This is a genomic window from Tahibacter sp. (genome assembly GCF_035481375.1).
GTDB lineage: Bacteria > Pseudomonadota > Gammaproteobacteria > Xanthomonadales > Rhodanobacteraceae > Tahibacter.
This window is the reverse complement of the sequence record NZ_DATIGT010000181.1, coordinates 21886-36586: the sequence shown is the minus strand read 5'-3', so window position 1 is coordinate 36586 and position 14701 is coordinate 21886. Positions and strand designations below refer to the sequence as shown.

The 14701-nt window shown below is 66.5% G+C and carries 9 protein-coding genes; all 9 read left to right on the top strand.

Annotation, left to right across the window (positions count from 1 at the left end; all coding sequences use genetic code 11):
* Window positions 1–940: type VI secretion system Vgr family protein (locus VLF18_RS11700; RefSeq protein ID WP_414717214.1), on the top strand; the 940-nt coding region annotated here is incomplete at its 5' end.
* Between the two features lies 1 nt (window position 941).
* Window positions 942–2108: a DUF2169 domain-containing protein gene (locus tag VLF18_RS11695; protein ID WP_325279802.1), complete on the top strand. Its 1167-nt coding sequence runs from the start codon at window positions 942–944 to the stop codon at window positions 2106–2108.
* On the top strand, window positions 2098–3390 hold the full coding sequence (locus tag VLF18_RS11690; protein ID WP_325279801.1) for a DUF4150 domain-containing protein: 1293 nt from the start codon (window positions 2098–2100) through the stop codon (window positions 3388–3390). The genes VLF18_RS11695 and VLF18_RS11690 overlap by 11 nt, the downstream gene beginning before the upstream one ends.
* Before the next feature lie 80 nt (window positions 3391–3470).
* Window positions 3471–4211 carry an ankyrin repeat domain-containing protein gene (locus tag VLF18_RS11685; RefSeq protein WP_325279800.1) on the top strand — a complete coding sequence of 247 codons (741 nt, stop codon included), beginning with the start codon at window positions 3471–3473 and terminating at the stop codon, window positions 4209–4211.
* 130 nt (window positions 4212–4341) lie between these two features.
* The gene (locus VLF18_RS11680) at window positions 4342–8385 is read left to right on the top strand and encodes an RHS repeat-associated core domain-containing protein (RefSeq protein ID WP_325279799.1); all 4044 of its coding nucleotides are present in this window, start codon (window positions 4342–4344) and stop codon (window positions 8383–8385) included.
* On the top strand, window positions 8379–9203 hold the full coding sequence (locus VLF18_RS11675) for a hypothetical protein (RefSeq protein ID WP_325279798.1): 825 nt from the start codon (window positions 8379–8381) through the stop codon (window positions 9201–9203). The genes VLF18_RS11680 and VLF18_RS11675 overlap by 7 nt, the downstream gene beginning before the upstream one ends.
* Window positions 9204–9301: 98 nt before the next feature.
* Window positions 9302–9814 (top strand): hypothetical protein, encoded by a 513-nt coding sequence (locus VLF18_RS11670; RefSeq protein WP_325279797.1) that lies wholly within the window; start codon window positions 9302–9304, stop codon window positions 9812–9814.
* A 154-nt stretch (window positions 9815–9968) separates the two neighbouring features.
* Complete coding sequence (locus VLF18_RS11665) at window positions 9969–14075, top strand: RHS repeat-associated core domain-containing protein (RefSeq protein WP_325279796.1); 4107 nt, start codon at window positions 9969–9971, stop codon at window positions 14073–14075.
* Window positions 14076–14083: 8 nt separating this feature from the next.
* Window positions 14084–14557 (top strand): hypothetical protein, encoded by a 474-nt coding sequence (locus VLF18_RS11660; RefSeq protein ID WP_325279795.1) that lies wholly within the window; start codon window positions 14084–14086, stop codon window positions 14555–14557.
* Window positions 14558–14701 lie beyond the last annotated feature (144 nt).

Below are 14701 nucleotides of genomic sequence, written 5' to 3'. Positions count from 1 at the left end.
CATCGGGCAAGAAGTGCTGGTGGATCACCTCAACGGCGATCCGGACCAGCCGATCATCGTGGGCCGGGTGTACAACACGAACAACCCGCATCCGTGGGGATTGCCGGCGAACGCGACGCAGTCGGGCTTCCTGACGCGATCAAGCATGGGCGCGACCTGGCAGAACGCGAACGCGTTCCGGTTCGAGGACAAGAAGGGCGAAGAGCAGGTCTGGCTGCATGCGGAGAAGAACCAGGACATCGAAGTCGAGAACGACGAGACACACTGGGTCGGCCACGACCGCACGAAGACGATCGATCACGACGAAACCGTGCATGTGAAGCACGATCGCACCGAGACGGTCGATCACAATGAAACGATCACGGTGCACAACGATCGCACCGAAACCGTCGACGGCTTCGAGACGATCACGATCCACAAGGACCGCACCGAAACCGTCGACGGTCACGAGACCATCACGATCCACAAGAACCGCACCGAGACGGTCGACAAGAACGAAACGATCACGATCGGACAGAACCGCACCGAGGATGTCGGCAAGAACGAGACGGTCAGCATCGGCAAGAACCGCAAGGTCAATATCGGGCAGAACAAGTCCGAGACCATCGGCATGGGCTCGATGCTCAACGTCGGACTCGCCCAGGTCACGAACATCGGCGGCGCGTATGCGCTGAACGTCGGCGCGGGCTGGATGAGCAACGTCGGCCTGATGCACCTGCACAACGTCGGCGTGAAGCTCGCGGTGACGGTCGGCAAGACGATCAGCGTCAGCGCCGGCAATTCGGCGACCTACGAAGCCGGCGACAAGCTCTCGCTGATCTGCGGCGATTCGATGATCGTGCTCGAGAAGAACGGCACGATCACGATCAGCGGCAACAAGATCAAGGTGATCGGCGAAAAGCATGTCGATGTGAACGGCAAGCTCATCGACATCAACTGACATGGCGGAGCTGATCAATCACACCGCCTTTCCGGCCCTGCTCTACGACGCACTCGACCAGCACGACGCCGGATTCAGCGTGCTGGCCGCGCACCTGAGCTACGACCTCGTCATCCGTCCCGAGGACGGCGCGGCGACTCTGCGCTTCTGTGCCGAGCAGGCGCCGCTGTGCATGGCCGACGAACACTACGGCGAACCCGATCGCACGAGCACGCGGCTGGAAAGCGACATCGTGCCGTTCAAGCCGCGGCTCGATGTCGTCGTCAACGGCACGGCCTACGCGCCGGGCGACCGGCACGCGCCTGCGTTCGGCGCGGCGATCCGCGTCTACGACCGCACGCGCAGCGTGCTGGTCTGCGGTCCGCGCAGCTGGAAGCGCGGGCTGGCCGGCTGGGCCGTGACCGAGCCGCAGCCGATCGCCGCGCTGCCGCTGCGCTACGAATACGCGAGCGGCGGCCTGCACCACATCGAGAACCACGACTACGCCGCGTCGACGAACATCATCGGCATGGGCTGGTATCCGGCCGAATTCCTGCGCCAGTTCCGCGGCGACCTGCTGCCGGCACCGCAGATCGAGTCCTACGAGCACCGCCTGCGCGGCATCGGCGACGAGCTGCCGGCCGCGGGCTTCGGCTTCGTCGGCCGCGGCTGGCGCGGCCGCATCGAATACGCCGGTACCGCCGACGCGGCGTGGCAGGCCGAGCGCCATCCGCTGCTGCCGCGCGATTTCCGCATGGACTTCTGGAACGGCGCACCGCCCGAGCAGCAGTTCGAACATCCCAAGCCGCTGACGAGCGTGCCGATCGCGCTGCAGAACTTCGTGCCGGCACGCGACGTGCCGGCGCAGGGCGTCTATTTCGAGGTGCCGGTCGAGACCGTGTTCGCGCTGGTCGGCCTCGAGCGCGGCATCGGCCTGACGCGCGATCTCACGCTCGACACGATCGTCGTCGACATGGACGCGCGCAAGGTGTTCTGTACCTACCGCCTCGCGCTCGCCGAGGAGCTGGACATTGCCGAAGTGCAGCTGCGCTACATCGCCGCCGACGACCGCGACGCGCAGCGCGGGAAGGCCGCGCGCATGAACCCCGATCCGACGGTGCGCGAATTCGTGCCGCTGCCGCCGAGCCTCATGACGAAACCCGCCGGACACGCCGCCCATGGCCAGTAATCTCGCCGCGCGAAAAGATGGAAAATGGCGCATCGTATTCCTCGCGCCGGATTTCTGCCTGACGCCGGGCGTGCCTTCGCCCGTGCCGTATCCGGTGACTTCGGACCTCGGCAGCTCCAAGAACGTCGTCAAATCGGTGCGGCTCAACAAGAAGCCCGCGTTCGTGTTCGACGCGAGCAAGGCGCCGCGCACGCTCGGCGACCAGGCCGGCACGAACAAGGGCGTCGTCAGCCACACCGTCGGCGCCGACTGCTGGGCGATGACGCATTCGCCGGACACGCGCATCGGCCAGAAATGGGTCGTGCGCAACGGCGAAATGTTCTACATGAACGGCAACTTCAACAAGCCGCCGGGCAAGAACCTCACGAAGAAAGAGCGCTGGGAAGAACGCAAGCGTCTCATCGAGCAGGGCAAGCAGAGTTCCGATCCGAAAGTCCGTGCGGCCGCCGAGCGCCTCGAACGCAACAACGTCGGCGTCGAGAAGGCCAAGCTCGCGCAGGACATCTACAACCCGGACAAGGGGCCGCCGGAAGGCTGGAAGAACATCAGCAACGATCCGGAAGCGCTGGCGAAATACGGCCTGACGCCGGATGACCTGAAGATCCAGGGCACACCGAGCTTCCGCGCCGGCATGTACGAACCCGACCCGGCCGTCTTCGGCAACGACATGCGGCCGTCGGTCGTGTTCCAGGGCACGAACCCGTCGAGCATGACGGACTGGAAGAACAATTTCGGCCAGGGCCTCAACATGAATTCGCCGTACTACGATCGCGCCGTGAACATCGGCACGGCGGTCGGCAATTCGGGCCAGTCGGTCGACATGGTCGGTCATTCGCTCGGCGGCGGCATGGCCTCGGCCGCCTCGCGCGCGAGCGGCGCGCCGGGATGGACGTTCAATTCGGCCGGCCTCAACGCGAATACCGTCTCGCGCTACGGCGGCACCAACCACGTGCCGGCCAGCGAGAACATCACCGGCTATCAGGTCGCGAACGAAGTGCTGACCGGCCTGCAGCAGCAGGGCTGGAAAGGCACGCTCGCGGGCATGGGCGCCGGCGCGGCGGCCGGTGCGGCCTTCGGCGGCCCGTTCGGCGCGGCCATCGGCGCGCTTGCGGGCGGGCTGGCCAAGCTGGGCCTGAGCGCCGCGATGCCCGATGCCGTCGGCACCATGTATCCGCTGGACGGCCACGGCAATCCGGTCGCGCGCCACGGCATGGATCAGGTCATCGACGGCATCGAGAAACAGAAAGACGAGGACGTGGCCATCATCAGCGGCGGAGGCTAGCGGTGACGGTGGCGTCCTTGCGGCGATGGTGCGTGGCGGCTGCGGCGATACTGTCGCTCTGGACATTGGAAAGTGCAGGCATGAAGACTCAACCCGCAGAAAAATTCTTCAGCGGTCCGACGCTGACGCTGGCGCAGGCGATCGAGCGCGGCGACGTGGCCGAAGTCGACGAACTCGCATCGAGCGTCGATCTGAACAAGCCCGGCGCCGAGGACATGACGGTGCTGTTCTTCGCGCTGCACGCGGCGATGGGCGAGAAACCCAGGCAGCTCGAAATCATGACGCACCTCGTCAAGGCCGGCGCGGACCCGCGCTACGAAGTGCCGGAGCTCGGCAGCGTCGTCGGCGTCTCGCTGCAGGCCAAAAGTCCGCTCTACGTCAAAGCGCTGCTCGACGGCGGCCTCAGCCCCGACACGGTCGAAGGCAGCACGCCGATCCTGTTCGTCGTCACGCACGAACACACTTTCGACACGCTGAAGCTGCTGCTCGACCGCGGCGCGACGATCGACAAGACCGACACGCTCGGCAATACCGCGCTGATGCGCTCGCTGATGCGCCTGCAGCTCGACCAGACGATCTACCTGCTCGATCGCGGCGCGAATCCGGATTTCGTCAACGTCAACGGCGTGTCGTTCGCGGGCCAGCTGAAATTCCAGCTCGAGCGCCAGCAGGCCGGTTCGCCGGCGCAGCTGAAGATGCTCGAGATCCGCGATCGCATCGTCGCGAAAGGCGTCGCGTGGCCGCCGCCGACGCGCGACGAGGAACGCGAACGCATGCTCGCGCGCGGCCAGCAGCCGGACAAGCCGCTGAAGATCCAGTAGCGGAACGCGGCAGGACGCCGCTGCGGCAGAAGGTAAACGTATAAAGCGTTAAAAAAGCAGGGTTCGTGGTCTGTCGGGGGGCAGGCAAAAGGCACGGGCCGGACAGCGGGATCCCTGGAGCGGAAGCGCCATGGCCACAGGCAATACGATAGGAAGACTGACCGCCGAACCCATGGTCCCCAAGACCACGCCGGCGGGCAGTGCAAATCCTCCCGAGAAGAAGAGCTGGTGGAGCAAGTGGGGCGATGTCGTGCACACGGGGCTCGACATCCTCGGTGCCGTGCCGGTCGTCGGCATCGTCGCCGACGGCGCGAACGCCGCGATCTACGCGGCCGAAGGCGACTACGTCAACGCGGCGATCTCGGGCGCGTCGGCCGCGGCGAATCTGATTCCGGGCGGCGGTGCGGCGATGAAGGCCGGCAAGGCCGCGGTCGCCGTCGGCAAGACGGTCGCGAAGGAAGGCGCCGAGGCGCTCGCGAAGCAAGCCGCCAAAGAGGCCGCGGAGAAGGCGGCGAAAGAGGCGGCTGAAAAGGCGGCGAAGGAAGGCGCCGAAGCGGCGGGCAAGAAAACCGCGAAGAACGCCGGCAGCGACGCGGGCGGCGGTGTAAAGGGCAAGGGCAAGAAAAAGGAACCCTGCAAGAACAAGACATGCGTCGGCGCGCCGGTCAATCCGGTTCTCGGTATCAAATTCCTGATCGGCGAAGAGGAACTGGATTTCGAGCTGCCAGCGCCATTGCCGTTGCGCTGGCAGCGAACATACTTCTCGGACCAGGTCGGCAACGGCTGGCTCGGCCAGGGCTGGTCGCTGCCGGTCTCGGCGTTCCTGCACCGGCGCGCGGCCGGACTGGTTCTGACCGACAGCACCGGGCGCGAAGTCGAACTGCCCGAGCTTGAGCCGGACGAGATGCATTTCGACAACTACGAATCGATGGCTTTCGTCCGCGAGGCGAACGGACGCTACCGGCTGAGCGCCGCCGATGGCGGGCTGCATCAGATCTTTGCGCCGCTCGACCTCGATGCGGACGATACCGGCGGCGAACGCAGCAACTATCTGCCGCTGATCGCGCTCGAAGACCGAAACGGCAATCGCACGCGGATCGTTTACGGTGACGACGGATTTCCGGCGTTCGTACACGACTCGGCCGGCCGCATGCTCGGCCTGCATTTCACGGAACTCAGTCCCGCGACCGGCGCGCAGCGCCGTCTCGATGCGGTCGTCCAGCTGCATGGCGAGGCCGGCGCCGACGGAACCTGGGCGTCGAACCAGATCGAGCCGCTGGTGCTGTACCGCTACAGCGCCGAAGGCGATCTCGCGGCCGTTGTCGACGCCGAGGGAAGGACACTGCGCGAATTCCGCTATCGCAGCCACATGCTCGTCGAACACGCGCAGCCCGGCGGGCTGATATCGCGCTACGAGTACGACCGCTACGATCCGCAGGGCCGTGTGCTGCGTCATGCGACGAACGTCGATCAGCTCTGGACGTTCGAGTATGAAACGCAGGCAACGACGGTCGTGGACAACCTCGGACGCCGTACGCGCTACGAATTCAACGAGGACAAGGAACTCGTCAGCGTCATCGATCCGGCCGGCGGCGTGACGCGCTATGAATACAACGCCTGGGGCAAACCGACTTCGATCACGGATGCATCGGGTCTCGTCAAGCGGTTCCGCTATGACGCCTACGGCAACACCACTGCCACGGTCGAGGCCGATGGGTCGGTGACTGAGGTTCACTACGATGAAAAGTGGAAATTGCCGACAATGCTTGTCGATGCGACCGGCGCGGCGACGCAATTGACATACGACGCCGCCGGCAATCTGGTTCGGCGCGTCGATGCCGCGGGCCACGTCACGCGCTTCAATCACGACGCGCGTGGCCTGGTCGTTCGCGTGATCGATGCACATGGCGGCAAGCAGACGTTCGACTACGACCGCTTCGGCCAGCTCGTCTCGCATACGGATTGCGTCGGGCACGTGACGCGCTATGAATGGGATGCGCGCGGCAATCAGACCGCGCTGATCCAGCCCGACGGAACGCGAACCGAGTATCGCCATGATCGCAGCGGCCGCCTGCTGTCGGCGCACTACGCCGACAGCGCGAGCGAACGCTACGACTATGACGCACTCGGCCGCATGATTCGCCGCGTCGATGTGGCAGGCAGCGTGACCGAATGGGAACTCGCGGCCGACGGCATGCCGTTGGCACGGACCGACGCGCTGGGACATCGTGCTCAGTATCAGTACGACGGCGCGCGTCGGCTCGTCGCCATCGTCAACGAAAACGATGCCCGCTATCGATTCGCGTTCGATGCGAACGACAACCTCGTCGCCGAACAGGGCTTCGACGGACGTGTCGTCCGCTATAGCTACGATCCTGCGGGACGCGTGACCGAAAAGCAGGAATTCGGCGTGCAGGACGGGACCCGCGCTGCGGTCGATCCGGACGAGGCCCCGCATCTGCTGCGCACGCAGTATCGCCGCGACGCGGCGGGGCGCGTCATCGAGAAGACGGTGGCGCGGGCGGCCGACAAGCGCATCCAGCGAACGCACTACGAATACGATGCCGCCGGCCGACTCGTCGCCGGTGTGAACGGCGGTGGCCGCGTTGGGCTTGCATATGACGATCTCGGTCAGGTCGTCGAGGAAACGAGCCTAGTACTCGGCAGTCATCGGCGAGTCGGCTACGCCTACGACGGACTCGGCAACCGCGTCGAGACGGCAACGCCGGACGGTCGCGTGCTTTCGCAACGCTATTACGGACCGGGCGTGCTCCACCAGGTCTCGCTCGACGATGCCGTGCTCACCGACATCGAGCGCGATGTCATGCAACGCGAGACCGTGCGCACGCAGGGCGCGCTCACGAGCTATTTCGAATACGACGTGGTCGGCCGCCGTATCGGCCAGCGCGCACGCCAGGCGGCCGTCGCGGCCGACGAAGTGGTGTCGCGGCGCTACGCCTATGCCGCCGACGGCAATCTCGCGGCGATGACGGACCGCCGTTTCGGTCAGACGGTCTATGCATATGACGCGCTCGGACGCGTCACGCGAGCCAACGCGGAACGCTTCGCGTTCGATCCGGCGCACAACATCGTCGGCGGCACCGGCGAAAGCGTGCGCGGCAATCGCGTGACCGTCTACGAGGACAAGCGTTTCCGCTATGACACGCACGGCAATCTGATCGAGAAGCGCATTGCCGGCCACACCTGTATTCGTCTCCACTACGATCCGGAGCATCGCCTTGAGCGCGCCGACATTTCACGCAACGGCGTCAAGCAGTCGGTTACTTACGGCTATGACGCGTTCGGCCGCCGCACCTGGAAACGCGATGCGTTCGGTACGACCGAGTTCGTCTGGGACGGCAACCGTCTGCTGCAGGAACTGCGTCGCGATCGCCGCCTCACCTATGTCTACGACGGCACGGGTTTCGTACCGGTCGCACAGATCGAGTCGGCGACGGTCGACGGCGCGGAAGGCGGCGGCGTGGTGCGCTACTTTCATACGGACCGCAGCGGCGCGCCGCGCGAGCTGACGGGCACGGACGGCAGCGTCGCGTGGCGCGCGAACTATCGCGTCTGGGGGAATACGCTCACTGTCGAATATCCGGATGCGCCGCCCGGCTCGACCGGCGAGACGGTGCACCAGCCGCTGCGTTTCCAGGGTCAGTATTTCGACAGCGAGACGGGTCTTCACTACAACCGCTTCCGCTATTACGACCCGGATGTCGGCCGCTTCGTGAGCCAGGACCCGATAGGTCTGGCCGGTGGCGCGAATGCCTACCAGTACGCGCCGAATCCGTTCGACTGGAGCGATCCGCACGGACTCAAGCACACCGCGGTCTGGGCGCTCATGGATGCAAACGGCAACGTCAAGGCCGAAGGCATCGAGTTCAGCGGCTGCGACAAGAAACCCGGGCGACGGCTGAATTTCCAGGAACAGCTGATGGTGCACACCGAACGCAAGATCATGGCGAAGATCTCCGGCGTCGCGGCGCCCGGCGACCATCTCGTGATCTTGGGCGAACGTCCGCCGTGCAATCCCGGCGGTCGCGGCTGTCAGTCGGCGATGGACGCGTTTGCGAAGGAACGTGGCGTCAAAGTGACGTATATGACGAACGACGGCGAGTGGAACTATCCTCAACTGTCCTGTGACTGCGGCAAGAAAAAGAAATGCTGAATCATCTCCCGCCGCTCCGCGCATGGCTGGCGCTGCCCGACCGCGAGAAGGACGACGTGCTCGCCGACGTGCGCGCGGAACTCGCATTGACGCGACCGTTCACGATCGCGCGCGACGCGCATGCCGTTCCGCGCGTGGTCGTCGACTACGGCGCAGCGATCGGGTCGATCGCGTTCCGACTCGTTCCGTCGCACGATGTGCCCGTCGGCCTGAGCGGGAGCAATCTCGCGGCGATCCGAAACATCACGGACGAACCGCAGATCACGGTCGAGGAAATGACGCCGCTCGTGCGCGTCGACGTCGATGCGTTTCTCGTCGCCGAGCTGCCGCTGTCGAATGCCCAGGTGCGCGCGCTGTTCGATAACAGTTTCGACGGACAGGACGAATTCCCGGCGTATCTCGACGAGCGCGCGGCGTTTGGCGCAATGCGCGCGCTCGATGCGGCACTGCCGAGCGAGGCGCAATGGGAATGCATTGCCAAAGCCGGCGGAGATCCGCTGTTTCCGTTCGGCGACGCATTGCTGCCCGAAGTCGCGATCGAACCCTGGATGCGATACGACCTGTCGGATCCCGGCACGGCGCGTACGCGTTTCGGAACCGGCGGGCTTTTTTTTGCCGAATGGTGCGGTGACGTATTCGCAGCCAGTCATGCGCCGCACGCGGAACGATTGGCGGACACGCGCACGATCAAAGGCGGTGGCGCCTATTTCTGGCCGTGGCAGGACGATGAATGGGTCTGGTGCCTGTGCTCGATGCGAATGCCGTCGAGCGATCTCGACGGCGGTATCGCGGTCTGCCGGCCGGTCATTTCGCTGTAGGCGACCGCGTGTTGCAAGTCGGATTCAGGCGAGGGATGGCCGTCGGTCGGACTGCGACCGAGTACCTGGTGCATTGAACATCGCTGTCAGGAGAACTCATGCAACAACCGCTCAACCAGGAACCGCTCTACGCCGTGCATGCGGCCGTCGCCGCGCTCGCGCTGCGCTGCTACGAAGCGCATGCCGAAAAGGATCCCGCCCGCATCGGCATCGTCTACGACGAAGGCAGCACGACCGTGTTTCCGCTGACGGTCGGCCTGCTGCCGCGCGACGTGGAAAGTGCTTATCGCGCGAAGATCACGGCCGATACGGATCGCCAGCTGCTCTGGAATCCCGAGGAGTTTCCGGTCTATGCATCCAAGGGCATGTCGCAGCAGATCGACGCGGCAACATCCGATGCGATCCATGCCGCCATCGCGGCCGACGCCGACTTCTACGGACAGGTGAAACAGGCGATCAATCACGGCTGCGGCGACGCGAACGACACGTTGGCCGGCAAGCGCTGTATCGCGTTCGCGACCGACCCCGAACTCGTCGACGTGCGCGCCAACGTCGAAGCGATCGGCAACATTCCGGCGGAAATCGCCGAGGAAATGCCGGACTGGTTCTGAACGCGTGTCGATCTCGCCGCGATCCCGGACGGATCGCGAATCCTTCGGCCGCTGCGGCCGATTTTCTGGAATCTGCGCCGATCTGGCGCGCGATCCGCTACCGGGGAGCGGCAGGAACCGCTGTCTCCGTGCAGACCGCTGAACGGAAGTAACCATGGCCGTAGGCAACACGATAGGAAAACTGACCGCCGAACCAATGCTGCCCAAGACCACGCCGGCCGGCAGCGCGAATCCTCCCGAGAAGAAGAGCTGGTGGAGCAAGTGGGGCGATGTCGTGCACACGGGGCTCGACATCCTCGGTGCCGTGCCGGTCGTCGGCATCGTCGCCGACGGCGCGAACGCCGCGATCTATGCGGCTGAAGGCGACTACGTCAACGCGGCGATCTCGGGCGCGTCGGCCGCGGCGAACCTGATTCCGGGCGGTGGTGCGGCGATGAAGGCCGGCAAGGCCGCCGTCGCGGTCGGCAAGCAGGTCGCGAAGACCGCGGCGAAGGAAGGCGCCGAGGCGCTCGCGAAGAAGGCGGCAAAAGAGGCCGCGGAAAAGGCCGCCAAGGAAGCCGCCGAAAAAGCCGCGAAGGAAGGCGCCGAGGCCGCCGGCAAGAAAGCCGCGAAGAAGGCCGGCAGCGATGCCGGCGGCGGCGTGAAGGGCAAGGGCAAGAAGACCAAGCCGTGCAAGACCAAGCTCGGCGTCGGCAAGCCGGTCAACCCCGTGCTCGGCGTGAAATTCCTCAATGGCGACGAGGATCGCGATTTCGACTTTCCGGCGCCGCTGCCGCTGCCATGGCAGCGCAGCTATTTCTCCGACCAGGCCGGCAACGGCTGGCTCGGCCAGGGTTGGTCGCTGCCGCTGTCGGTGCGTCTGCTGCGTCGTCACGACGGCCTCGTGCTCATCGACGAACAGGGCCGCGACGTCGAACTGCCCGAACTCGAACCCGGCGAGATAGAACACGATCGCTACGAGGACGTGCTGCTCGCACGCGAGCCCAACGGCCGCTACCGCATCAGCGCTCCCGACGGCGGCCTCAGTCAGATCTTCGCGCCGCTCGACCTCGATGCAGCCGACCCCGACGGCTCGCGCGCGAGCTATCTGCCGCTGATCGCGATCGAGGACCGCAACGGCAACCGCGTGCGCGTGCAGTACGACGATGCGGGCTATCCGCGTCTCGTCGAGGACTCGGCAGGGCGTCATTTCGGACTCACGTTCGAGACGCTGCCGGCCGACGGGCCGATTCCGGTCGTGCGCCTGACGCGCGTCGTGCAGCTGCACGGCGACCCCGCTGACGACGGCCGCTGGCCGGCCGAGCGCATCGAGACGCTCGTGCAGTACCGCTACGACGGCGCGGGCGATCTCGTCGCCGTACACGACGGCGGCGGCGCGCCGCAGCGCGAATTCCGCTATCGCGCGCATCTGCTCATCGAGCATCGCCAGCCCGGCGGGCTCGCCGCGGCCTACGAATACGACCGCTACGACCGGCTCGGCCGCGTGATCCGTCACACGACGAGTCTCGGCCAGGTCTGGCAGTTCGCCTACGGCCGCGACGAGACCGTCGTCACCGATCCGCTCGAGCGCGTCACGCGCTACCGCTACAACGACGATCGCGAACTCGTCTGCCTGACCGACGCCGCGGGCGGACAGACGCGCTTCGAACACGACGGTTACGGCCGCGTCGTCGCCGTCGTCGATCCGGCCGGACGCGCGACGCGCTATGCCTACGACGACGCCGGCAACCTCGTCGCGATCGTCGAAGGCAGCCTGCGCACCGAGATGCAGTACGACGAGCGCTGGCGCCTGCCGACCGTCGTCACCGACGCGAACGGCGCGAGCACGACCTACGTCTACGACGCGGCCGGCAATCTCGTGCAGGAAACCGACGCGCTCGGCCGCTGCACGCGCTACAACCACGACGCGCGCGGCCTGATCGTGCGCGTGACCGACGCGGCCGGCGGCCGTCATCGCTACGACTACGACGCGGCGGGCCAGTTGGTCGCATCGACCGACTGCAGCGGGCACGTCACGCGCTACGCCTACGACGGCCGCGGCCGGCTCGCGAACGTCGTCGACGCGCTCGGCCGCGAGACGCGCTATCGCCACGACCTGCGCGGCAATCTGCGCGAGATCGTGCATCCGGACGGTGCGACCGAACGCTTCGAGTACGACGCGCTCGGCCGGCTCGTCGCGACGACCGACGCCGCCGGCCACGGCGAACGCTGGGAACTCGGCGCCGACGGCCTGCCGCACGCGCGCATCGATGCGCTCGGTCACCGGCTGAGCTATCAGTACGATCTCGCGCGCCGCCTTGTCGTGCTGACCGACGGCAACGGCGCGCACTATCGCTTCGCCTACGACGCGGTCGACAACCTGATCGCCGAGCAGGGTTTCGACGGTCGCGTGACCGGCTATGCCTACGACGCGGCCGGACTCGTCACGCAGCGGCGCGAACTCGGCCTGCGCCCGGGGCCGGCCGTCACGATTCCCGATGACGACACGCCCGAGACCATCGTCACGCGCTTCGTGCGCGACGCGCTCGGCCGCGTCGTGGAAAAAGTCACTGGCCGCGACGCGCGCGCGCAGCGCGTGCGCTATGCCTACGACGCGGTCGGCCGTCTCGTCGAAGCGGTCAACAGCGGCGGCCGCGTCGGACTCGTCTACGACGACGTCGGCCATGTGGTCGAGGAAACGAGTCTCGTGCAGGGGCGCAGCTATTCGGTGCGCCATGTCTACGACGCGCTCGACAACTGCGTCGCGACCGAGCTGCCGGACGGCCGCCTGGTCGAGCAGCGCTATCACGGCCGCGAACTCCACGAGATCCGCTTCGACGGCGAGGCTCTCAGTACGATCGAGCGCGACGCGCTGCGACGCGAAACCGTGCGCACGCAGGGCCGCATCACGAGCTTCTACGACTACGACGCGGCCGGACGCCTGAGCCGCGCGCGTGCGCGCCGCGGCCACGACGAACCGGTCGCGCGCGAATACCACTACGACCGCATCGGCAATCTGCTGAACGTCGCCGACCGTCACGGCGGCAGTCGGAATTTCGTCTACGACCCGCTGTCGCGGCTGGTCGCCGCCGGCGCGGAGCGCTTCCGCTTCGATCCGGCGCACAACCTGACGAGCGACGGCAGCCGCGTGCCCGGCAACCGCGTGCGCGCGTTCGAGGACCGCCGCTATCGCTACGACACGCACGGCGATCTCGTCGAGAAGACGGTCGCGGCGCACACGCGGATGACCTTCGACTACGACGCCGAGCATCAGCTCGTCGCCGCGCACGTCGAGCGCAACGGTCTGCGGCAGGAAACGCGCTACGGCTACGACGCGCTCGGACGGCGCGCATGGAAGCAGGATGCGTTCGGCCTGACCACGTTCTGCTGGGGCGGCAATCGCCTGCTCTGCGAAAACCGCGGCGCGCGCAGTCTGACCTTCGTCTACGAGCAGGACAGCTTCGCGCCGCTCGCGCAGATCGAAACCGTCGGCAGCGGCGACGCGGCCGAGACGCGCGTGCGCTACTACCACAACGACCAGTCCGGCCTGCCGCACGAACTCAGCGACGCCGACGGCACGGTTCGCTGGCGCGCGCAGTACCGCGCCTGGGGCAATGCGGCGCACGTCGAGGTCTTCGTCGCCGACGAGGCGCCGGAGGCCGTGCATCAGCCGCTGCGCTATCAAGGCCAGTATTTCGACAGCGAAACGGGTCTCCACTACAACCGCTATCGCTACTACGATCCCGACATCGGCCGCTTCGTCACACAGGACCCGGTCAACCTGCTCGGCGGCGAGAACGGCTACCAGTACGCGCCGAATCCCGGCGCCTGGATCGATCCGAACGGCCTCAAGCGCAAGAAGTGTTCGGGCAATCCCTGCGACGGCGTGAATCCGTCGGCCTGGGCGCGGCAGTGGCAAGGCCACGGTATCTACAAGGGCCGCGACACCTGGACCAATACCGTGCTGAAGAAGGGCACGGTGATCTACGGCGGCGCGCCGGGGCAGTCGGGCTTCTACTTCGATGCCAAGACGCTGGCCGCGGCCGGCGGCAGCAAGGCCAAGCTCTGGCAGAGCCTGCAGGTGCTGCCGCATCCGAAGTTCGGCTACCGTCCGCAGGTGCAGGCCTACGTCGTGAAAAAAGATACCTGTGTGGCGACCGGCATCGCGCAGGCGCAGGATCCGTCCAAGGGCTTCGGCGCCGGCGGCGGCACGCAGGTGTTCCTCGCCGACTTCAAGACCAAGGTCGCGCCGGTCGGCCCGCGCATCAACCTGGGACCGTGATGCACGCCATGAACCTCGACGACAACGGCCGTTTCACGCCCGAACCCGGACTCGCGCTCTGGTCCGGCATGCGCGCGCCCGAACTGCTCGCGCAACGCGAAGGCTGGGAGGAGTGGCTGCACCACGACGGCCGCCCGGTGGCCTGGCGCCTGGTGTTCGACGCGCGCGGCGGCAGGAAGCCGGAGAAGACCGTGCTCATCGCAACCTTCGCCGGCAGCGGCGGACCGCTCGCGCGCTGGGACATCGCACCGTGGAATCTCATGGACGGCGACCAGCGCGGCCCCGACGGCCCGCGCACGCGCGCACTGCGCGAGTGGTTCGAGCGCCGCCACGGCGTCGCGCTGCCGGCCGGCGGCGACTGGGGCCAGGTCGACGCCGCGCACGATCCGCACAACGCGGTCACGCTCGTCGTCTGCAACCTCCGCGAAGGCTTCGCGAGCGAGCGCGAGTGGCAAGCGTTCCGGAATCGCCGCGCGCGTTGAGCGGGGAATCGGGAGACGGGAATCGGGAATCGTAGGTTGTGGTGAGCCGGAGGCGAACCGCAACATCGGAGTCTCTTCGCCGCGAAGAACGGTTGGCGAAGCGGAACGCGAGGATCGGGGAATTCGAGGACACCCCGAATTCAA

Bases quoted from the DNA above. Each gene is read 5' to 3' on its own strand.
- VLF18_RS11695 (WP_325279802.1), top strand. From the start codon at position 942: ATGGCGGAGCTGATCAATCACACCGCCTTTCCGGCCCTGCTCTACGAC.
- VLF18_RS11690 (WP_325279801.1), top strand. From the start codon at position 2,098: ATGGCCAGTAATCTCGCCGCGCGAAAAGATGGAAAATGGCGCATCGTA.
- VLF18_RS11685 (WP_325279800.1), top strand. From the start codon at position 3,471: ATGAAGACTCAACCCGCAGAAAAATTCTTCAGCGGTCCGACGCTGACG.
- VLF18_RS11680 (WP_325279799.1), top strand. From the start codon at position 4,342: ATGGCCACAGGCAATACGATAGGAAGACTGACCGCCGAACCCATGGTC.
- VLF18_RS11675 (WP_325279798.1), top strand. From the start codon at position 8,379: ATGCTGAATCATCTCCCGCCGCTCCGCGCATGGCTGGCGCTGCCCGAC.
- VLF18_RS11670 (WP_325279797.1), top strand. From the start codon at position 9,302: ATGCAACAACCGCTCAACCAGGAACCGCTCTACGCCGTGCATGCGGCC.
- VLF18_RS11665 (WP_325279796.1), top strand. From the start codon at position 9,969: ATGGCCGTAGGCAACACGATAGGAAAACTGACCGCCGAACCAATGCTG.
- VLF18_RS11660 (WP_325279795.1), top strand. From the start codon at position 14,084: ATGAACCTCGACGACAACGGCCGTTTCACGCCCGAACCCGGACTCGCG.